We start from the raw sequence: 20,405 nt of genomic DNA, 5'->3' as shown, positions 1-20,405 counted from the left end.
GGGTGGCTGGGTGAGCCCGCGAACAGTATTCGTTGATCGACTGCCGTGAACGCCCTGGCCACCAGGTACTGCGATGTCAAAAAGGCCAGCGAGACGTCGCTCTCGCGCCCCGCTGGCAGAGGTAAAGCCGTTACCGTGCGATCAGACGCTGATGCACAGGTATTTGATTTCGAGGTAGTCCTCGATACCGTACTTGGAACCTTCACGGCCCAGGCCCGAAGCCTTGATGCCGCCGAAAGGTGCCACTTCGTTGGAGATCAGGCCGGTGTTGATACCCACCATGCCGTATTCCAGGGCTTCGGCAACACGGAACACACGGCTCATGTCGCGGGCGTAGAAGTACGAGGCCAGGCCGAACTCGGTGTCGTTGGACATGGCGATGACTTCGGCTTCGTCCTTGAAGCGGAACAGCGGCGCCAGTGGGCCGAAGGTCTCTTCCTTGGCGACAGCTGCGGTCTTCGGCACGTCGACCAGGATGGTCGGCTCGAAGAAGTTGCCTTCGATGATCTTGCCACCGGCCAGCACCTTGGCGCCTTTGCCAACGGCGTCTTCGATGTGTTCCTGGACCTTGGCCACAGCCTTGCCATCGATCAGCGGACCGGTGGTGGTGCCGTCTTCCAGGCCGTTACCGATCTTCAGCTTGGCCACTGCGGCGGCCAGCTTCTCGGCGAACGCGTCGTAGACGCCGTCCTGTACGTAGATACGGTTGGCGCAGACGCAGGTCTGGCCGTTGTTGCGGTACTTGGAGATGATCGCGCCCTCGACCGCCTTGTCCAGGTCGGCGTCGTCGAACACGATGAACGGGGCGTTGCCACCCAGCTCCAGGGAAACCTTCTTGATGTCCTTGGCGCATTCTTCCATCAGCTGGCGACCGATTTCGGTCGAGCCGGTGAAGGACAGCTTGCGTACCAGGGAGTTGCCGGTCAGCTCGCCGCCGACTTCGCCAGCGCTGCCGGTAACCACGCTCAGCACGCCAGCCGGGATGCCGGCGCGGTGGGCCAGCTCGACCAGGGCCAGGGCGGAGTACGGGGTCTGCGAAGCAGGCTTGAGCACCATGGTGCAGCCAGCGGCCAGGGCCGGGCCGGCTTTACGGGTGATCATGGCGGCCGGGAAGTTCCACGGGGTGATGGCCGCGGTAACGCCGATTGGCTGCTTGATGACGATCAGGCGCTTGTCTGGCTGATGGCCAGGGATGGTGTCACCGTAGACGCGCTTGGCTTCTTCGGCGAACCACTCGATGAACGAGGCAGCATAGGCGATTTCGCCCTTGGCTTCGGCCAGTGGCTTGCCTTGTTCGGTGGTCATCAGGCGAGCCAGGTCGTCCTGGTTCTCGATCATCAGTTCGAACCAGCGACGCAGCTTGGCCGAACGCTCCTTGGCGGTCAGTGCACGCCAGGCCGGCAGGGCCTTGTCGGCGGCTTCGATGGCGCGGCGGGTTTCCGCGGTGCCCATCTTCGGCACTGTACCGATGACTTCACCGGTGGCCGGGTTGGTCACCTTGATGGTCTGGCCATTGTCCGCATCCAGCCACTCACCATTGATGTAGGCTTGCTGGCGGAACAACTGAGCGTCTTTGAGCTGCATGTCGGCTTCCCGAATTGTTGATTGTTGAAAAGCGCCCAAGGCAGGGCATCGAGCGTTTGAAATCTCAAACGAATGCTAAGCGGCTGCTGGGGTGTTGGACAATAGGCTGTTCGAAAAAAAGAACGAATGGTTGAACAGCCTGCCCGAAATTTCATGAATCTGTGCTGTGGCAGCCGGCCCTATCGCCGGCAAGCCAGCTCCCACAGGGACCCCACAGGTGCTGAAATTTGTGGGGTCCCTGTGGGAGCTGGCTTGCCGGCGATAGGGCCAGTACAGGTTAGACGATTGAGCTGAAAGAAATGTGATGGGAGGACCGACGGCCCTCCCGGAAGGGGTGAGTCAGAACGCCTTGGCCGGGTCGATCACCAACGCCCGGTAGCCCACGCTACCCGGCTGCCGGCTATGCACCTTCAGCTCCACCAGCACCCCCTGGGTCCCGCGCCGTACCCCGTTGAGCACCGTGGTGCTGGGTATCGGTCTCTGGCCGGTAGGCCACCACCGAGGTCACCGGGCTATACCACTCGTCGCCACGCTCCTGCCTGCATGCACTGGCCTCATCGCCGGCAAGCCGGCTCCCACCTCTACCGCATCGCGCTCAAGGCCCAAGTACCTGTGGGGCTTGCCGGCGACGGGCCGGACCTGTCAACCAAGCTCGCGCAGGTAGGCCCAGGGGTAGATACCACGCTCGTGGCCATCGCTGAATATCAACTGCACCCCATACCCCTGCGCCACCACACGCTCCACACGCACATCATCCCTTACCAACGAAACCCGCCCCTGCAACCGCGCCGCCCGGCATTGCGAGCAGGGGCATGCGCCACGCAGGCGGGCGTGGCTGACGACCTGCTCGGCCTCCTGCCATTGCACGATCAACTGCCTCGCCTCGCGCTGGTTATGTATCGCGTCCGGGCTGTTCATCACACGGCTCCGCGCAACTGCGCCAAGGCAATGCGCACCGCCTTGCGCACTTCCGGGTCACTGTCGGCCTCGGCCGCCTGCAGCACCGGCAAGGCGCGGGGCAGGCCTAGTTCGCCAAGCGCCAGCGCGGCTTCCTTGCGCAGGTTGGCGATGCCGTGGCTGAGCAACCCGGCCAGCGCCCCCAGTGCCTCGGCATGGCGCAGGCGGCCCAACGAGCGGGCGGCGCGCAAGCGAACCTGCCAGAAGTCATCGCCCAACGCGTCGACCAATGCCTGACCGGCCTGGGCATGACCAACCTTGCCCAGGGTCGTCGCGGCCTCTTCGCGCACCTGCCAGGCAGGGTCATGTAATGCACCAATCAAAGCCGGCAACACGCTGCTGTGGCGAGCAAGGCCCAGGGCGCCAATTGCCGCGCGACGTACCTCAGTGTCGGGCTCATGCTCGGCCAGTTTCGCCAGCGCGGGCAACGCCGGCTCATGCTTGAGCCAGCCCAGGATAGCAACGGCTTCGCGCCGTACAGCGGAGTCCTGGTCCTGCAGTGCCAGCAGCGCCGGCCTGGCGGCATCCTCAAGGCGCAGCTCGCGCAGGGCACGCAACGCACTGGCACGGACGAAGGCATCGGCATGGCCGACCCACGGCAGGATCAACTGCCCGGCCTCTTGGCTCTTCAGCTCGCTGAGGCTCTGCGCGGCGGCAAGACGCACCGTTTCGGCGCTGTCGGCCAACGCCGCACACAGCGCCTGTACCACTTCCGGCTCTTCCCAGGCCTCCAGCAAGCGTGCGGCCTCGGCGCGCACCTCATCGGCACCATCGACCAGCAGGGCATCGGTCAGCCATGGCAAGGCTAGCGGATCTTCCAGGTCGGCCAGTTCGATCAAGGCGATGCGCCGCACGCCTGCGTCGGCCGCTTCGAGACGTGGCAGCAGTTCGAGAATGTCGGGGTTGTCGATGTGTCGTTCAGTCATAGGGCAATCCGTAGCGGCGGGTGGTCGCTGGCTGGCAGGCCAAGTGGTGTCAGGCGCGGAAGTTCGCGGCCTTCTTCATGGCGTAGCAAGGCCAGGCAATGGCGCTTCAAGTGGGTGAACTCAGGGCTGGTCAGCAGGCTGGCGCGGCGTGGGCGCGGAAAGCCCAGGCGCAGGTCCTCGATAAAGCGGCCGGGGCGCGGGCTCATCACCAGGATACGGTCGGCGAGGAACAGCGCCTCGTCGATATCGTGGGTGACGAACACCACGGTGGTACGGATGCCTGCCCAGATGTCCAGCAACAGCTCCTGCATGCGTGAACGAGTTTGCGCATCGAGGGCACCGAAGGGTTCGTCCATCAGCAATAGCCGCGGCCGGTTGATCAGCACCCGAGCGATCTCGGCCCGTTGCTGCATGCCTCCGGACAGCTGGCTGGGCCAGCGCCCGGCAAAGTCGGCCAGGCCCACCAGTTGCAGCATATCGTGAGCCTGCTGGCGACGTTCGACGCGGCCCAGGCCTTGCATCTTCAGGCCGAAAGCCACGTTGTCGAGCACGCTACGCCAGGGCAGCAAGGTGTGGTGCTGGAACACCATGCCACGCTGCGGTGACGGCCCGGCAACAGCCTGGCCGTCCATGCTCAACTGGCCGCTGCTGGGCAGCAGATGCCCGGCCAGGGCGCCGAGCAACGTCGACTTGCCACAACCGGAGGGGCCGAGGATGCAGACGAACTCGCCGGGCTCTACGGCGAAGTCCACTCGCTGTACCGCCTCGAACGCTTCGCTGCCGTGCCCCAGGCGTATCGACAGGTCACGGCCTTCGATACGCCCTGGCAGCTGTTGATAGCTGTTCATCAGCTGGCCCTCCGCGTGCGGTACCAAGGCGTGGCCAGCTCCCCGAGGCGCTTGACCAGGGCGCTGCTGCCCATGCCCAGCACGCCGATCAGCAGCATGCCGACGATGATGTCCGGGTAGTTTTGCAAGGTGTACGACTCCCAGGTGTAGTAGCCGATACCGAACTGCCCGGAAATCATCTCGGCGGTGACCAGGCAGAACCATGAGGTACCCATGCCGATGGCCAGGCCGGTAATGATGCTTGGCAGTGCGCCAGGCAGCACCACTTCGCCCAGGATCGCCCAGCGCCCGGCACCGAGGCTGCGCGCCGACGCCACCAGCCGAGGGTCGACGGCCTCGACGCCGTGCACGGTGTTGAGCAGGATGGGGAACAACGCGCCGGTGAAGGTGATGAACACCATCGACAGCTCCGACGATGGGAACATCAGGATCGCCAGCGGGATCCATGCCACCGCCGGGATCGGCCGCAGCACTTCGAGCGGCGGCAGCAGGGTGTCTTCGGCCCATTTCCAGCGGCCGATCAGTACCCCCAGGGCCACACCCAGCAACGCCGCGGTGGCATAACCGGCAAACACCCGCGACAGGCTGCTGCCCAGGTGCGCCAGCAGGGTGTTGGAGGTCAGCAACTGCCAGGCTGCTTCCAGCACTGCCTTCGGCGTGGGGACATAGGTGAACGTCAGCAGACCGAGGTCCAGCTTGACGCTTGCCGCCAACTGCCAGAACAGCAGGCAGCCCAGCAGCGAAGCCAGGCGCACCGGCCAACGCGTGAGGTTGCAGGTCATGTCGGTACCTCCCGGTCAGCGCTGGGCGACCAGCTTCTGGTTGGCGCTGACGAAGTCCAGCGCTTCACCGCCATGGGCCTGGGCATATTGCTCGGCCTGGTCCTTGAGCAGGAACGCCGCCAGTTCGCCCTTGGTGTTGCGCACGAACCAGGCCTGGTTGGCCAACAACTTGATGCCGCTGTCGGCGGCCTGGGCGTAGATCGCGCGGATGTCCTTGCCCTCCTGCTCCAACTGGGCCAGGGCGCCGAGGGCGGCCTCCGGCGAAGCGTAGTGGCGGACCTTGTCTTCACCGCGCACCCAGATCTGCGCCAGGCGGCTGAAGTCGGTGATCGGTTTGCCGGTCAGCGCGTCATTGGCCTTGAGTGGCAGCGGCTCGTAATCTTTCAGCGCCTTGTCGTAGTCCAGGCCAGCCTGCTTGAAGGCCGCACGGATGTACTGGTCGTCGATGAACTTGTCGGTGTCGAGGCCACGGTCGGTCTTTTTCAGCAGCTTGAGCGTATCGATGGACGTAGCGACTGCCTGGCGGTATTCAGGCTTCCAGGTCAGGTCGCGGGTCTGCAGGCCGAGCGGGCCGTGGAACAGGTAATTGACCTCCGCTTCAATGCCGGTGACCTTTTCGATCAACTCGCTGTACTTCTCCGGCTCGGCGGCGATCAGGCGGTCGGCTTCCAGGCTGGCACGCAGGTAGGCGGTGACCACTTCCGGGTACTTCTTCGCATAGTCGGCATCGACCAGGGCGCCATGGAAGGTCGGCGCGTTGGCCTGGGCGCCGTCGTAAATCTTGCGGGCGAAGCCGCGGTTGGGGAACAGCTCGGCAAACGGCACGAAGTCGGCATGCGCTTCGATGCGGTTGCTGCGCAGGGCGGAGCCGGCGATCTCCGGTGCCTGGGCAATGATCCGCACATCCTTCTGCGGGTCCCAGCCCTGGGCTGCGACGGCGCGCAGCAACATGCCGTGGGCGGTGGAGGCGAACGGCACGGAAATGGTCTTGCCCTTGAGCTCGCCAAGCGACTGCACGCTGGACGCCGCCGGTACGACGATGCCGTTGCCGCTGCCATGCACACTGCCCGACAGCACGCTGATGAACAGGCTGCGCTTGCCGGCATCCAGGTGCGCGACGCCGTTGAACGACCCTGGGAAGTCGGCCATGGCGCCGAAGTCGAGTTTGCCGGCGACCATTTCGTTGGTCAGCGGCGCGCCGCTGGTGAAGTTTTTCCACTCGACCTGGTACTTGGCATCTTTGTATTTGCCGTCATGCGGCAGGTACTTGTCCAGCAGGCCCAGTTCACGTATCAGCAGGCCACCGGTGGCGCAGTTGATGGTGGTGTCCTGGGTGCCGATGGCGATGCGGATGGTTTCGGCGCTGGCATTCAGGCCAGTGAGCGCCAGCGCTAGGCCGGCCACGGTTGCAACAAGGCGCATGGGTATTTCCCCTCGAATCGTTTTGATTTATGGAGTCGTCTCCGCCACCGGGCTTGGGTGGTGGGAAACGAGGGGCATTGCAGGAGGGCGTCCGGTGGTTCGCCGGATGGCTGGGGTGCTTCAGCGCAGCAGGTACGGAATGTCGACTTTCACCGCACCGGTGGGGCAGTCCTTCTCGCAGGGCATGCAGTACCAGCATTCATCGAAGGCCATATAGGCCTTCTGCGTGGCCGGGTTGATCGCCAGCAGGTCCATGGGGCAGACCTCGACGCATACGGTGCAGCCTTTTTCGGCGATGCACTTGTCTTCGTCGATGGTGACCGGGGCGCTGCTGCGGAAGAAGATTTCTTGCGGCTGGTAGGCCATTTCACGGAGTCCTTGGGGCCTTCATGGGCACCCGTTTCTGGAAGTTTCTGCATTCGCTGTGGGAGCGGGTTTACCCGCGAATGCGGTGGTCAACGCACCGACGCTTTCGCGGGTAAACCCGCTCCCACAGGGCACAGCGTCGCCTAGGCGGCATCGGCTTTCACTCTCAAGCGGTCGTAAGCGGCCTGCTCTTCGGCATCCAGCGGGATCAGGTAAGGCTCCACGGCCTTCTTGAAACTGGTCATCTCGCCGTGCTCGCCCTTTTTCAGGTGGCAGTGGCAAAACCATTCGCCATCGTTGCGCTCAGGGAAGTCCACCCGATGGTGGTACAGCCCCCAACGGCTTTCCTCGCGGAACAGCGAGGCCCGTGCAGCCATCTCGGCGCAATCGCGGATCACCGACACTTCCATCGCACGCATCAGTTCATGCGGGTTGCCGGCTTTCATCTGCTCCAGGTCACGTTCGATCTCGGCAAAGCGTGCCAGGCCGATTTCCATCTTCTTGGTCACCTTCGGCGGCTGCAGGTAATCGTTGACCATGCGCCTGAGCTTGTACTCGACCTGGGCTGGCGGCAGGCCATGCTCACGCTGCAGCGGCGCAAACACCCGCGCGCGCTCGCGCTCTACCTGCGCGGCATCGACCTCGGCGAGTTCGCGCCCGGCCACGTACCGAGCAGCGTTCACCCCGGCAAACCAGCCGTAGGTGAAGGCGCCGAGCATGTAGTTGTGCGGCACCGCGGCCATGTCACCGGCGGCATATAAACCCTTGACGCTGGTCTCGGCCTTTTCATTGACCCACACGCCCGAGGCCGAATGCCCGGAACAGAAGCCGATTTCGGAGATGTGCATCTCGACCATGTGCTGGCGATAATCGGTGCCACGCCCGGCGTGGAACTGGCCACGGCTGGGGCGTTCGTTGCTGTGCAGGATCTCTTCGATGTTCTGGATGGTCTCTTCGGCCAGGTGATCGAGCTTGAGGAACACCGGGCCATTACCGCCTTCGAGTTCCTGGTGGAACTCCCACATCATCTGCCCGCTCCAGTAGTCGCACTCGATGAAGCGCTCGCCCTTGCTGTTGGCGGTGTAGCCGCCCAGTGGGCCGGTGACGTAGGCGCAGGCCGGGCCGTTGTAGTCCTTGATCAGCGGGTTGATCTGGAAGCACTCGAGGTTGGCCAGTTCGGCGCCTGCATGGTAGGCCATGGCGTAGCCATCACCGGCGTTGGTCGGGTTCTCGTAGGTGCCCATCAAATAGCCCGACGACGGCAGGCCCAGGCGCCCGGCAGCACCGCAGGCGAGGATCACCGCCTTGGCCCGTACCACGCGAAACTCGCCGCTGCGGCAATCGAAGCCCAGTACACCGGCAGCGGCGCCTTCGCCATCGAGCAGCACACGGGTGCAGACCATGCGGTTGCTGATCTCGACCCGGGCACGCTTGAGCTGGCGATACAGCACCTTCTTGATGTCGTGGCCTTCGGGCATGGGCAGCACGTAGGCCCCCATGTGGTGAACCTGCTTCACCGCATAGTCGCCAGTCTCGTCTTTCTCGAACTTCACGCCCCAGCGGTCGAGCTGCTCGATGGTCTCGAAACTGTGGGTGGCGTAGGCATGCACGGTGGCCTGGTTGACGATGCCGTCATTGGCCACTGTGATTTCCTTGGTGTACTGCTCCGGCGTGGCATGGCCGGGAATGATGGCGTTGTTCAGGCCGTCCATGCCCATGCTGATGGCACCGCTGCGCTTGACGTTGGCCTTGTCCAGCAGCAGCACGCGCAGGCTTTTGTCCTGCTCCTTGGCCTTGATCGCCGCCATCGGCCCGGCGGTGCCGCCACCGATGACGATGATGTCGTAGTCCTGGGTGTGGATGCTCATGCCTTGCTCCCCTTCTGGCGGTCGATGCGCAGGCGGTACTGGAAAGCATCGCCGCGGTAGTACAGGTGTTCGAAGTCCAGCGGCGTACCGTCGGCGGCGTGGGTCAGGCGCTCGATGCGCATGATCGGCGCGCCCTCCTCCACCCCTAACGCCTGGGTCAGGTCGCTGTCGGCCAGCACCGCATCGATGGCCAGGTCGGCGTGGCCAAGGGCGATGCCGCAGTCGTTTTCCAGCAGCAGGAAAATGTCGCGGGTGACCAGGTCGGCCTTTTCCAGTTTTTCGCCGACGGCCTTGGGCAGCCAGGTCAGCTCCAGCGATACCGGCTCGCGGTTGATCAGCCGCACCCGGCGGATCTCGGTGACCAGGCTACCCTCCTCGACCTGTAGCCGCGCTGCCACCAACGCGTTGGCCGGCACATGGCGAAAGCTGCGCAGGCGGTTGAGCACTTCGTAGCCCATCTGCGTCATCGACTCGCCCAGGCCCTGCAGGGTGCTGACGTTCTGGAACGCCTTGGGCTTGGCGACGAAGGTGCCCTTGCCGTGAATCTTGAAAATCAAGCCTTCCTTCTGCAGGTCGCCCAGCGCCTGGCGCACGGTGATGCGGCTGACGTCGAAGGCCTTGCCCAGTTCGCTTTCCGAGGGCATGCGGCTATGCGGCGGATAAGTGCCGTCGAGGATGCGCTCGCGCAGCAATTCCTTGAGCTGGGTGTAGAGCGGTACCGGGGACAGGGGGAGCAGTTCGGCCATGGGTCTCTTCGCTGATCGATGACTTGTTATAACAAGCTGTGACCAGAGACTAGCGGGTATAAGAACCGGCAAGGAAATACTGATATCGAATATGGATAGATGGATTTGCATTGGCCTGTGCCGGCCCTTTCGCGGCTAAAGCCGCTCCCACCTCGAACGCACAGGCCTCAAACCTGTGGGAGCCACTGTCTTGTATTGCCTGGACTGGCCTCATCGCCGGCAAGCCGGCTCCCACAGGTACTGCACAGGGCTTGAGGCTATGCGGTCGAGGTGGGAGCGGCTTTAGCCGCGAAGGGGCCGGCACAGGCCACGAAGGAAAAAAGGCCATAGATCAAGGCGATGGACGCGACCGGCGCAGATGGGTATCATGCGTGCGCGTTGCACTCGTAGCTCAGCTGGATAGAGTACTGCCCTCCGAAGGCAGGGGTCGTGGGTTCGAATCCCGCCGAGTGCGCCATATCAAAAAGCCCTGGGAGATCTCCCGGGGCTTTTTCGTTTCTCCTTGACGTCAAAAAGCCATCAAGATGAATTGACGAAAAAAGCACTTTGCCATTAGTGTTGCTCAGTTTTTCGGTATTGAATAATGGATACCGAACGGATTCGGCTAATAGACTAGGTAGGTCTCAAGGATGCGCGGAGTATTACTACGCAGCGGTAGAAGTGAGCACTTCACAGCATTGGGCGAGACTGGCCAGCCCGTCTATCGCGCTGCTTTGCAGATCCGCGAAGCGATTCGCCGCAAGTACCCGGAGCACCCAGAGCTGATCGAGCACCTGGCCATCCCCCAGAGCGATGAACAGGGCAGCACCATCGACTGGTACAGCGACCGCCCCGGCGATGTGATCCCCTGGAGCAGCGCCACCGAGGAAGAGCGTGCGCCGGCACGGGTGCAGCTTGAAGTGTTGCAGAGCAAGATCAACGCCCTGAGCAACACCTTGTTGGGCCTGGATGCCAATGGCCAGCCTACGGCCACCAGCAAGAAAGCCGCCCAGGGCGACAACGCGGTGTTCGGCAAGCTGCTGACCTGCGTGGTGCCCTTCCCCGACGAGAACTTCGTCTACCTGGTCGATGGCCGCCCGGTACTGACCTTCTGGGGCTTCATCCATGCCGGTGCCGAGCGCAGCCGGCAGCCCCTGCACTGCCTTTATCCACGCACCACGCCCATCGCCGAGCCCGTGGCTGCGCCGTTGGCACCTGCTGCTGCCCCCATGGCCCCGCCAGCACCAGCTCTAGCACCAGCGGCTGCGGTCGCACGCTTGCCGTGGTGGCGCAATTGGCGCTGGCTGCTGCCTTTGCTGTTGCTTTTGGCACTCCTGCCCCTGCTGCTGTTCGGGCTGCGTGGCTGCATCCCGGGGGTCGATCTTTCCGGTCCAGGCATGCCGGATCTGGACCGTAATAGCGCTACCCAGGCCAACGACATCGCTACCCTGGCAAGCGGTTCGCCGTCCGTTGTTGGCGCACCGAACGGCAATGTCCAGGTGCCGACCTCCGGCACCCCGGGGGCAGTGGTTGCTCCGGTTCCCGCGCCTACCGGCCAGACCGATGCGGGCGATGAACCGCCACAGGCCGGCAACCAAGCAGAAGGTACACCAGAAGCGACGCCAGTTCCGGACGAGCAGCCAGCAGCAGAGGAAACGGCTGGCACTCAGGCCCCCGCCTCCTCCGGCGACAACACCCCGCCAGCGCCACCACAGTTGGCCGACGAGCAACCGCCAACCACAACAGCACCAGCCGCGCCAAACCCGTTGAGCATCCCGCCAGATGCGGCGGACGGCACTGCCGATTTCCTCAACGGCAACTGGGCCGGCGCTGGCATCCAGGAGGTAGGTACAGGCAAACCGCTACGCCTGAAATACGACTTCCAGGACGGCAAGGGCCAGGCCACCGTCAGCCGCTCCGACGGCGTGCAATGCCAGGCACCCGTTACCGCCGCCATGCAGGGCGGACAGTTGTCGATCAACAGTGCAGGCCAGGCTGCCTGCGCCGACGGCAGCAGCTACGAGCTGCCGCAGGTGGATTGCATACCCAACGCCAACGGCGCGGCTGACTGCACCGGCAACTACGGTGCCCAAGGCTTCCCGATGCTGATGAACAAAGCCGGCTAATCACACGAGAAACGCAGAAGATGTTGCCCGAAATCACCCAGTTCGAAGAAACGGTCACGCTGGTCAGCGATACCGGAATTCAATTCATGGATTTCGCCCTGCGTCTCGGCCCGGATGGCGAGCAGACCGGCAAATTCGTCCAGCTCAACAACGGCATGGTGCCTACACGCCTGCTGTGGTCCAAGGAATACAAGGACTTCTACGAGCCCGAGCCGGACAAAGTGGTACAGGTGGAGTTCGACACCAGCGAAGAAAGCCACTTCCGCCTGCCCATGGAAGACAGCCTGAAGCTGCTGGACGGGGTATGGTTGCCCATCCCGTTCCTGCGCTTCACGCCCCCCTATCGCTTTGATGAAGGCCCGAACAACTGGGCGCGCATGCGCCTGGTCAAGCTCGCCGAGCCTGACCTCGACGGCAACACCCACCGCCTTACCCTCGGTTTCGACAGCCGTACCATGCCGCTGGTAGCCGGTGCACCGTACCTGGCACCCAACGAAGACGACGTGCGCGCGGGCGTGGCGTTCAAGCTGGCCTGCAGTGCCCGCGAATATGGCTGGTTCCTGACCCACACCTGGATCCGCGACTGGCTGACCGAGGTGTACACAGAGGCCCGCGCAGAGTGGACGCGCGAACGCCTGGAACGTGACCTGCAGGGTAACCGCCACCTTGGCCACTACCTGAACCTGCTGAGCCTGTTGCGCCGCCCGGTGCCGGCCGAGCAGAGCGGCGAAAAACCAAAGGTCGAGATCCCGGAAATCAAGGTGATCGCCAACGAGGCCAATGGCATCGTCAAACCGATCCCGGTGGACCTGGTGCTGGACGTAGGCAACTCGCGCACCTGCGGCATCCTCATCGAGGACCATGGCCAGGCGGGTTCGGGCATGCGCCACAACTACGTGCTGGCGCTGCGCGACCTGAGCGAGCCGGAAAAGGTCTACAACCAAGCCTTCGAGAGCCGGGTCGAATTCACCCATGCGGCCTTCGGCAAAGACCACCTGTCGATCAAGAGCGGCCGGCACAATGCCTTCCAGTGGCCGACCATTGCCCGGGTCGGCGGCGAAGCCAGCCGCCTGGCCAGCCGCAACCGCGGCACCGAAGGCTCGACCGGCCTCTCCAGCCCCAAACGCTACCTGTGGGACGAAAAGGCCTACGGCCATGGCTGGCGCTTCAACACCGCCTACGTCAAGACCGACAAGGAGCCCATGGCCGTCGCCGCGCCATTTGCCAACCTGATCAACGACCGTGGCCAGCCGCTGTACCTCAAACCCTTCGACATGCCGGTGTTCAACCCACGCTATTCGCGCAGCAGCCTGATGACTTTCATGCTGGCCGAAGTGGTGACCCAGGCGCTGAGCCAGATCAACAGCCCGGCCCAGCGTTCGCGCCAGGGCCATGCGCGGGTGCCGCGCCAGCTCAACAGCATTACCCTGACCGTGCCGCCTGGCATGCCCCAGGCCGAACGCAGCCTGCTCAGCAACCGCCTGTACGAAGCCATCGGCCTGGTCTGGAAAAGCCTGGGCTGGCACCAGGACGAGAGCAACCCGTTCAAGGGCAAGGACGTCAAGACCCGTACCCCGTTCCCCAGCGTGCGTGTGGAGTGGGACGAAGCCAGCTGCGGCCAGCTGGTTTACCTGTACAACGAGGTCAACGAAAACTTTGCCGGCCACCCGGAAGAATTCTTCGTCGCCCTGGCGCGCCCGGACAAACAGGAACACGAACAGATCAGCCTGGCGACCATCGACATTGGCGGTGGCACCACCGACCTGGTGATCACCGATTACCGCCTGGACCGTGGCGCAGGTGGTGGTGCCGGCGCCAACGTGCATATCGTGCCGACCCAGCGCTTCCGTGATGGCTTCAAGATTGCCGGTGATGACATCCTGCTGGACGTGATCCAGGAGTTCATCCTGCCGTCCTTCGCCAATGCACTGCGCACTGCCGGCGTTCCGGCACCCGATGCGCTGATGTCGCGCCTGTGCGGCAATGGCGATGCCACGGCCCAGGAGCGCCTGCTGCGCCAGCAATTGAACCTGCAAGTGTTCGTGCCGCTGGGCCTGGCCCTGCTCAAGGCCTATGAGCAATTCGACCCGGCGCAACCGCAGGCTGCCGTGGAGCAGACCTGGCAGCAGGTACTGGGCGAGGCCAGGGTCAATGACAGCGTACTGGCGTTCGTCAACGCCGCCGTGCGCCGCGAAGTCGGCCGCGACGGTGCCCTGGACCTGCTGCAGACGCCCATTGTCTTCGACCTCGAGCAGGTCCACGCTGCCTTCATGGGTGGCCAGATCAACATCACCAAGGTGCTCGGCGAACTGTGCGAAGTGGTATTCAACTACCCCTGCGACATGCTCCTGCTGACTGGCCGCCCGTCGCGTCTGCCCGGCATCCAGGCCTTCATTCGCCAGCGCCTGCCGCTGCCGCCAGGGCGCATCCTGCCGATGCAGAACTACCGCACTGGCGGGTGGTACCCGTTCCACCGCAATGGCCTGATCGACGACCCGAAAAGCACCGCCTCGGTGGGTGCGATGATCTGCCTGCTGTGCTCCAAGCACAGCGTGCCGAACTTCTACTTCCGCACTGCCGCGCTCAAGCCGTATTCGGTCATCAAACACTTCGGCCAGATCGACAATGCCGGCACCATCAAGCACGCCGACGTGCTCTACCACGACCTCAAGTCCGACAAGGGGCTGATCGAGTTGCCGATCGTCGGCGAGGGTGAGGAGCGCGGTACGCCCTGGCTGGAAATGCGCGGCGACATGCACCTGGGTTACCGCCAACTGGCCGCCGAGCGCTGGTCGGCCTCACCGCTGTACACCCTGCGCTTCACCCCCTCGGGCAGCGCAGCGTTTTCCCGCGCGGTGGGCAAGAACGGCGAGGCTCCTGTGCTGCGCATTCGCCTGGAAATCGAGCAGTTCGACCAGGAAGAACGTGACCAGGGGCTGATCAGCGACAAGCTGGTCATCCAGAAGCTGGAATCGAACATCCTGGATGCCGACTTCGATTTCGACCGGGATCTTGAACTCTCACTCAACACCATGCCGACCATGAGCTTGAGTGACAGCGACTATTGGCTCGACAGCGGGAACGTCAAAGGAAAATGAGCGACCTTACGCCAAAGCAACAGCAGTTGATGGGTGCCTGGGGCGCCATTCACAAAGGCGCCGGCGAGGCCCTGGACTGGATCGAGCAGGTGCGTGGCAATGCCGCCAGTGTCGAGGCCGAGGCCGATGGCCTCAACCTGCGCCTGCGCCAGGCCCGCAACCGTGCCAAGGACCTGCAGCGTGCCGCCTCCACGCCCATGGTGATCGGCTTCTTCGGCCTGTCCCAGGCGGGCAAGTCGTACCTGATCTCGGCATTGGCCGCCGACCGCAGCGGGCGCCTGGAAACCGATTTCGGTGGCCGCACCCTGGACTTCATCGAACATGTGAACCCGACCGGCCTGGGCAAGGAAGCCACCGGCCTGGTCACTCGCTTCAGCCGGCGCGCCAAGCCCAGCCCGGATGCCAACCATCCGGTCGAGCTGAAGCTGTTCAGCGAAATCGAAGTGGCCAAGATCCTGTCCAATGCCTGGTTCGAGGATTTCGACCAGGAAAAACTGGATTACACCTATACCGACGAACGTATCCAGGCCCTGCTGGCCAGCTTCGAGGGCGGCGAGAACAAAGGCCTGCAACCGGGCGTCAACGGGGATGACGTGGTTGCCTTGTGGGACTACCTGAAAGGCAACTACGAAAAGTCGGTGCGCAAGCTCAACGAGCTTTACTGGCCACGGGTGATCAAGCTGGCGCCACGCCTGAACCCGCGTCAGCGCGCCAAACTGTTTTCGGTACTGTGGGGTGAACAGGACGCCCTCACCGAAATCTATGAACTGCTGGTCGGCGGCTTGCAGAAGCTGGGGTTCCCCGACACCGTCTACGCCCCCTTGAGCGTACTGGTGAAGGAAGAGAACGGCGCCTACACCCAGGCCAACAGCATCATGAACGTCGATATTCTCGGCCGCCTGGGCACTGGCCGCGACCTGCCAGTGAACGTCCTGCCGCTGCACGGTGACAAGGTCCAGGGCAGCGTTTCACTGTCGGTCGCGCAACTGGCGGCACTGACTGCCGAAATGACCTTCCGCCTGACCAACAGCCCCAAGGACCCGGTAGTAGAGGAAGTCGACCTGCTCGACTTCCCCGGTTACCGCACTCGCCAGAAGCTGCTGCGTATCGAAGATGCAGCAAGCCCCGACGTGGTCGAGGAGGTCAACCCGGCCGCCAGCCTGATCCTGCGTGGCAAGGTCGCCTATCTGTTCGAGCGCTATACCGACGCCCAGCAGATGAACGGCCTGGTGTTGTGCACCAGTTCGTTCAAGCAAAGCGAAGTGGTCAGCGTCGGGCCGGTGCTGACCCGCTGGATCCACAAGACCCAAGGCGCCACGCCCAAGGAGCGCAGCCAGCGCACCCCCGGCCTGATCTGGGCGCTGACCATGCTCGATGGCTTCATCGGCAACACCCTCAGCCTGAGCGAGGGTCAACTGCCCGAAGGCTGCGAGAACATGATGAAGCTGACCATGATCGAGCGTTTTGGCAGCCAGGAGTGGATGAAAGACTGGTCCGGCGTACCGTTCAATAACACCTACCTGGTGCGCAAGCCACGCCTGGATACCGCGTTCATCGAACGCGACACCGGCAACGGCGAAGAAACCTGCCTGAACGAACGCCATGCACCGCGCCTTGTGCAGTTGCAACAGTGCTTTGCGCAAAGCCCGTCGGTGCTGCGTCATATCAAGGACCCGGCCGACGCCTGGGCCGCGATGCTCGAACTCAATGACGGTGGTATCAGCCGCTTCAGTGGCAGCTTCCAGGGCATCAGCAACATCGACTTCAAGCTCACCCGTATCGAAGAGCAACTGGAACAGTGCCGCACCGACCTGCTGGAGCACGGCCTGAATACCTGGCGCGAGGAAGACTTCGAACAGCTGCTGAACAAGAAGCGGGAAAAGACCCAGTACCTGCTCGACAACCTGGGTGCCGACCCGGATGCGATCAGCGAACTGATCCATGCCTTGCAAGTGCCTGTCGAACAGCTGCGCGATCTTTACCTGGGCGGCGTGTACGACATCGATGGCATTGACGGCGACGCCGCTGAAGAGCCGGAACAAGCCGCCAAAGCCCCGGCCAACAAGGCCCCGGCCATCAGCTTTGGCAACCTGTTCGCCAACACTCCTGCCGCCGCACCAGCACCGGCTGCCAAGCCGCTGGCCAAGCGCCTCACCTCTGAGCAGCGCTTTGTCCGCGCGGCGTTGAAGGCGTGGATCAAGCACATGCGCGACCTGGGCACGCAACCCATGCGCCTGAGCAGCCTGCGCATCAGCCGTGAAGTGGTCGAGGCCCTGGTCGAAGAGCTGGTCAGCGCGGTACGCCGCCCGCTGTTCATCGAGCAACTGGACACCGCCGTCATGCGCCGGGTGCTCAACGGCATGCGCCGCGACCAAATGGTCCAGCGCCAGGTGCTGACGGTGCAGTTGGCCATGCGCGACTTCCTTTCCTGGTTCGGCTTGCTGGAGAAGCCCGCCGATGAACGCCCGAACAGCCTGCTGGGTTCGCGCGAGCCAGTGTTCAACTTCTACCAGAGCGTGCCCCAGGGCGAGCTGCCGGTACTGCCGGAACAACCGCCGCACCATGAACAACGCTTCCTGGTCGACTGGCTGTCGGGCCTGGCCTGGCTGACCCAGGAAAACGCCAAGAGCGGCGCCGACCCGGAAATCACCACCGAGCAGCGACGCCAGTTGGCGGTGCTGCTGAACACCTTTCAAGCGAGTTGATTGCAATGGGTATCAGAGTTGATGTGCTGCCACTGGAAGTGAACACGCCGGGCCAGGGCCTGCTGCGGATCACCGGCTGGGAGGGCGCCAGCGAAGGGCTGCAATGCTCCCTGCAAAGCAGCCAGTCCCATGAGTTCCTGCATGAAGGCGGGCACTGGGGCAACGTCGCCCACTGGTTCCGCCTGGATAACCTGATTGCCGTTGCAGGCGCGCCAGCCATCGAGACGCGGATCGGCCCCAACCTGATCAACCCGTTGTTGCAGGCCAGCGGCACCGCTACGTTCCGCATCGAGGTCAGCAACCCGCAGACCGGGCACAGCGACCTGGGCATGGTGCGCATCAACAATGCCATCGTGGCCTCCGTCGAGTCGGGGCCGGCGCTGGAGAAGTCGCCGCCACCGGCACCGTTGCCGAGCGCGTCGGTGGTTATCGAGCCACCGGCGGCGAGCACGCCGGAGCCTGCTCCTGCAGTGGCTGCAGACCCCGAGCCCGAGCCCGCGCCAGCCCCTCAGCCAGCGCCAGTCGCTGCGCCGCCGACGGTGGCGGCCAAACAAGGCAACAAGTGGCTGCTGCCCCTGTTGATCCTGATCCTGCTGGCGCTTGCCGCCGGGGGCGGCTGGTGGTGGTTCAATCGCAACGCCGCCGAAGCACCTGCACCCGTACCGCCTGAAGACCAGCCCGTCGCCCAAACCGAAACGGCCAAACCATGCTCGCTGGAAAGCATGAAAGGCCAGACATCGCTGGCATTCCTGCAGTCTTGCATCCAGAGCAAGCCAGACAGCGCCGCGCTGCTTGAGGTGATCAACCTGGCCAAGGCCAACGACCAGTGCGACGTGGCCCAGCGCCTGTATGCCAACCGTGCCAATGCCGGTGACATCCAGATCGCCACGGCCTACGCCCACGAATACGATCCCAAGTACCACCAGCCAAGCAACTGCTTCAAGGCCCCGGAAAGCGCCACGGCAGCCTCCTGGTACGAGACCATCCTCAGCTTCGATGAGAACAACGCCGAAGCCAAGCAGCGCTATGAGGAGCTCAAGCCATGAAGCTGCGTATTGGCGCCGCATTGCTGGCCTTGTCGCTCAGCCCTGCCCTGCAGGCAGCCGAGAAGCCCCTGCTGCAGGATGGCAAGAAAACCCTGTTCCAACGCGTGCTGACCACCCCTGGCTGCAAGCTCAGCGATAGCGCCGGTGCCGCCCCTGGTGCCGCGCAGCCGACTTTCAGCCGCTTCTATGTGTATGAACGTGCCCAGGCCGACGCCCGCGAGTGGCTGCGGGTGGGGCCCGACACCCAGGGCAAGAGCATCGGCTGGCTGCCTGCGGACTGCACCGTCGAATGGAAAATGCAACTGACCCTGGCCTTCACCAACCCGGCCAACCGCGACCGGCTGATGTTCTTCAAGGAACGTAACCAGCTCGAAGGCATCCTCAATGCCCCCGACCCGGTCAGCCATGTGGCGCCGCTACGCGCCAAGCTCAAGCATGGCACCGAGGCGCCAGGGGTACTGGCCGAAGAGCCCGAGTACTTCGTCGACCTGCAAAAGAACTTTTACCTGCTGCCAGTGCTCAGCGGCGAAGAAGTGATGACGGAAGAAGGCTTCCGTACCCGCATCCTCAACGTGGCTTCGGTCAGCAAGGCCGATAGCGCCGCAGCGGCTTCGCCTGCACCCAGCCAGGCCGCTGCCAACCAGCAGTTGAAGGCGTTCAGTGCCGCGGTGGTGTTCGTCATCGACTCGACCATCTCGATGGACCCGTACATCGACCGCACCCGTGAGGCGATCAAGCGCGTGTATGCGCAGATCGAAAAGGAAAACCTCGGCAAACAGGTCAAGTTCGGCCTGGTGGCCTACCGTTCCAGCACCAAGGCCGTACCGGGCCTGGAGTACGTCAGCAAGATGTACGCCGACCCCAACACGGTGAAGGACGGTGCCGACTTCATGGCCAAGGTTGCCGACCTCAAGCAGGCCAAGGTCTCCAGCAGTGAGTTCAACGAAGATGCCTACGCCGGCGTGATGTCGGCCGTGGACCAGATCGACTGGAGCCAGTTCGGCGCACGCTATGTGGTGCTGATCACCGATGCCGGAGCCATCGACGGGGGTGACAAGCTGTCCAGCACCGGCCTTGGCGCCGAGCAGGTCAGGATCGAAGCCAGCAACCCGGGCGTTGCGCTGTATACCCTGCACCTGAAAACCCCGAGCGGGGCGAAGAACCACAGTAGCGCCGAGGCACAGTACCGCACGCTGTCGAACTACCCGGGTACCAATACCTCGCTGTACTACCCGGTCAATGCCGGTGATGTGCAAGCCTTTGGGCGCAAGGTCGACGGGCTGGCTGCGGCCATCACCCAGCAAGTGCGAGCCGCCTACATGGGCGAGGCCGCCATTGGCAGCGCCACCAACGCCAAGGCCGACCCCGCCGAGAAGAAAATGCTCGAAGATGCCGCGCTGATTGGCCACGCCATGCAGCTGGCCTACCTTGGCAAGGCCACCGGCAGCCAGGTGCCGCCGGTGTTCCAGGCCTGGATCAGCGACCGCGACCTGATCAAGCAGAATGTGCCGACCACCGATGTGCGCGTCTTGCTGACCAAGGCCCAGCTCAGCGACCTGAGCGATGTGCTCAAGCAGATCCTCGATGCGGCCAACGAAGGCATGATTTCGCCTGACGAAATGTTCACCCGCCTGCGCTCGGTTGCAGCGACCATGGGCGCCGACCCGAACCAGCTGAAGCAGGGCTCGAGCACCCGTGTGGCTGACCTGGGCGTACTGGGCGAATACCTGCAAGACCTGCCCTACCAGAGCGAAGTGCTGAACCTCGACGAAGAAACCTGGAAAGGCTGGGACGGCCTGGCCCAGGAGAAATTCATCCGAAGCCTGAGCACCAAGCTTCGCCATTACCAGCGCTACAACGCTGACGTCGACCGCTGGGTCGCTCTGGCTCCGGGCAGTGACAGCCGTGACAACGTCTACCCGGTACCACTGGAAATGATGCCCTGACCCCAC

At 63.7% G+C, this 20,405-nt stretch carries 14 protein-coding genes, 1 tRNA gene and 1 pseudogene; 6 read left to right on the top strand and 10 right to left on the bottom strand.

Annotation, left to right across the window (positions count from 1 at the left end; translation table 11 throughout):
* Positions 1-141 precede the first annotated feature (141 nt).
* The 10 genes and pseudogenes from gabD to NY023_RS00965 form a co-directional block, all read right to left on the bottom strand.
* A complete protein-coding gene (gene gabD, locus NY023_RS01010; RefSeq protein ID WP_024087986.1) occupies positions 142-1,584 on the bottom strand; it encodes an NADP-dependent succinate-semialdehyde dehydrogenase in 1,443 nt (480 codons plus the stop codon).
* A gap of 339 nt (positions 1,585-1,923) precedes the next feature.
* Positions 1,924-2,122, bottom strand: a pseudogene (locus tag NY023_RS01005) (aryl sulfotransferase); the annotation flags it as partial.
* A gap of 104 nt (positions 2,123-2,226) precedes the next feature.
* Entirely contained in the window at positions 2,227-2,502 is a 276-nt protein-coding gene (locus NY023_RS01000) for a DUF971 domain-containing protein (RefSeq protein WP_024087985.1), read from the bottom strand.
* Positions 2,502-3,467: a HEAT repeat domain-containing protein gene (locus NY023_RS00995; RefSeq protein WP_013970419.1), complete on the bottom strand. Its 966-nt coding sequence runs from the start codon at positions 3,465-3,467 to the stop codon at positions 2,502-2,504. The genes NY023_RS01000 and NY023_RS00995 overlap by 1 nt, the downstream gene beginning before the upstream one ends.
* Entirely contained in the window at positions 3,464-4,315 is an 852-nt protein-coding gene (locus NY023_RS00990) for an ABC transporter ATP-binding protein (protein ID WP_024087984.1), read from the bottom strand. The genes NY023_RS00995 and NY023_RS00990 overlap by 4 nt, the downstream gene beginning before the upstream one ends.
* Positions 4,315-5,097 carry an ABC transporter permease gene (locus NY023_RS00985; RefSeq protein WP_013970417.1) on the bottom strand — a complete coding sequence of 261 codons (783 nt, stop codon included), beginning with the start codon at positions 5,095-5,097 and terminating at the stop codon, positions 4,315-4,317. The genes NY023_RS00990 and NY023_RS00985 overlap by 1 nt, the downstream gene beginning before the upstream one ends.
* 15 nt (positions 5,098-5,112) lie before the next feature.
* Positions 5,113-6,519 (bottom strand): ABC transporter substrate-binding protein, encoded by a 1,407-nt coding sequence (locus NY023_RS00980; protein ID WP_013970416.1) that lies wholly within the window; start codon positions 6,517-6,519, stop codon positions 5,113-5,115.
* 120 nt (positions 6,520-6,639) lie between these two features.
* Positions 6,640-6,885, bottom strand: a complete 246-nt coding sequence (locus NY023_RS00975) for a ferredoxin family protein (protein WP_008096634.1) — start codon at positions 6,883-6,885, stop codon at positions 6,640-6,642.
* Positions 6,886-7,028: 143 nt separating this feature from the next.
* Entirely contained in the window at positions 7,029-8,753 is a 1,725-nt protein-coding gene (locus NY023_RS00970; RefSeq protein ID WP_013970415.1) for a fumarate reductase/succinate dehydrogenase flavoprotein subunit, read from the bottom strand.
* Positions 8,750-9,499 (bottom strand): GntR family transcriptional regulator, encoded by a 750-nt coding sequence (locus NY023_RS00965; RefSeq protein WP_013970414.1) that lies wholly within the window; start codon positions 9,497-9,499, stop codon positions 8,750-8,752. The genes NY023_RS00970 and NY023_RS00965 overlap by 4 nt, the downstream gene beginning before the upstream one ends.
* 380 nt (positions 9,500-9,879) lie before the next feature.
* Here NY023_RS00965 and NY023_RS00960 point away from each other — a divergent pair.
* From NY023_RS00960 to NY023_RS00935, 6 genes are all read left to right on the top strand, one after another.
* A tRNA-Arg gene (locus NY023_RS00960) sits at positions 9,880-9,956 on the top strand.
* A 172-nt stretch (positions 9,957-10,128) separates the two neighbouring features.
* Positions 10,129-11,604: an SrfA family protein gene (locus NY023_RS00955; protein ID WP_024087982.1), complete on the top strand. Its 1,476-nt coding sequence runs from the start codon at positions 10,129-10,131 to the stop codon at positions 11,602-11,604.
* Between the two features lie 20 nt (positions 11,605-11,624).
* Positions 11,625-14,702, top strand: coding sequence for a virulence factor SrfB (locus tag NY023_RS00950; RefSeq protein WP_024087981.1), 3,078 nt, complete (start codon positions 11,625-11,627; stop codon positions 14,700-14,702).
* Positions 14,699-17,407, top strand: coding sequence for a virulence factor SrfC family protein (locus NY023_RS00945; RefSeq protein WP_013970412.1), 2,709 nt, complete (start codon positions 14,699-14,701; stop codon positions 17,405-17,407). Before NY023_RS00950 ends, NY023_RS00945 begins: the two co-directional genes overlap by 4 nt.
* A gap of 5 nt (positions 17,408-17,412) precedes the next feature.
* Positions 17,413-18,453, top strand: coding sequence for a hypothetical protein (locus NY023_RS00940; protein ID WP_013970411.1), 1,041 nt, complete (start codon positions 17,413-17,415; stop codon positions 18,451-18,453).
* Complete coding sequence (locus NY023_RS00935) at positions 18,450-20,399, top strand: vWA domain-containing protein (protein WP_013970410.1); 1,950 nt, start codon at positions 18,450-18,452, stop codon at positions 20,397-20,399. Before NY023_RS00940 ends, NY023_RS00935 begins: the two co-directional genes overlap by 4 nt.
* The last annotated feature ends 6 nt before the right edge of the window (positions 20,400-20,405 follow it).

This window comes from Pseudomonas sp. NBB (assembly GCF_032701105.1).
Lineage (GTDB): Bacteria > Pseudomonadota > Gammaproteobacteria > Pseudomonadales > Pseudomonadaceae > Aquipseudomonas > Aquipseudomonas asiatica.
The sequence above is the reverse complement of the archived record's forward strand: the minus strand, read 5'-3'. Positions and strand labels throughout refer to the sequence as shown.

Bases quoted from the DNA above. Each gene is read 5' to 3' on its own strand.
- NY023_RS00940 (WP_013970411.1), top strand. From the start codon at position 17,413: ATGGGTATCAGAGTTGATGTGCTGCCACTGGAAGTGAACACGCCGGGC.
- NY023_RS00945 (WP_013970412.1), top strand. From the start codon at position 14,699: ATGAGCGACCTTACGCCAAAGCAACAGCAGTTGATGGGTGCCTGGGGC.
- NY023_RS00985 (WP_013970417.1), bottom strand. From the start codon at position 5,097: ATGACCTGCAACCTCACGCGTTGGCCGGTGCGCCTGGCTTCGCTGCTG.
- NY023_RS00980 (WP_013970416.1), bottom strand. From the start codon at position 6,519: ATGCGCCTTGTTGCAACCGTGGCCGGCCTAGCGCTGGCGCTCACTGGC.
- NY023_RS00965 (WP_013970414.1), bottom strand. From the start codon at position 9,499: ATGGCCGAACTGCTCCCCCTGTCCCCGGTACCGCTCTACACCCAGCTC.
- NY023_RS00990 (WP_024087984.1), bottom strand. From the start codon at position 4,315: ATGAACAGCTATCAACAGCTGCCAGGGCGTATCGAAGGCCGTGACCTG.
- NY023_RS00935 (WP_013970410.1), top strand. From the start codon at position 18,450: ATGAAGCTGCGTATTGGCGCCGCATTGCTGGCCTTGTCGCTCAGCCCT.
- NY023_RS00950 (WP_024087981.1), top strand. From the start codon at position 11,625: ATGTTGCCCGAAATCACCCAGTTCGAAGAAACGGTCACGCTGGTCAGC.
- NY023_RS00955 (WP_024087982.1), top strand. From the start codon at position 10,129: ATGCGCGGAGTATTACTACGCAGCGGTAGAAGTGAGCACTTCACAGCA.
- NY023_RS01000 (WP_024087985.1), bottom strand. From the start codon at position 2,502: ATGAACAGCCCGGACGCGATACATAACCAGCGCGAGGCGAGGCAGTTG.
- NY023_RS00995 (WP_013970419.1), bottom strand. From the start codon at position 3,467: ATGACTGAACGACACATCGACAACCCCGACATTCTCGAACTGCTGCCA.
- NY023_RS00970 (WP_013970415.1), bottom strand. From the start codon at position 8,753: ATGAGCATCCACACCCAGGACTACGACATCATCGTCATCGGTGGCGGC.
- gabD (WP_024087986.1), bottom strand. From the start codon at position 1,584: ATGCAGCTCAAAGACGCTCAGTTGTTCCGCCAGCAAGCCTACATCAAT.
- NY023_RS00975 (WP_008096634.1), bottom strand. From the start codon at position 6,885: ATGGCCTACCAGCCGCAAGAAATCTTCTTCCGCAGCAGCGCCCCGGTC.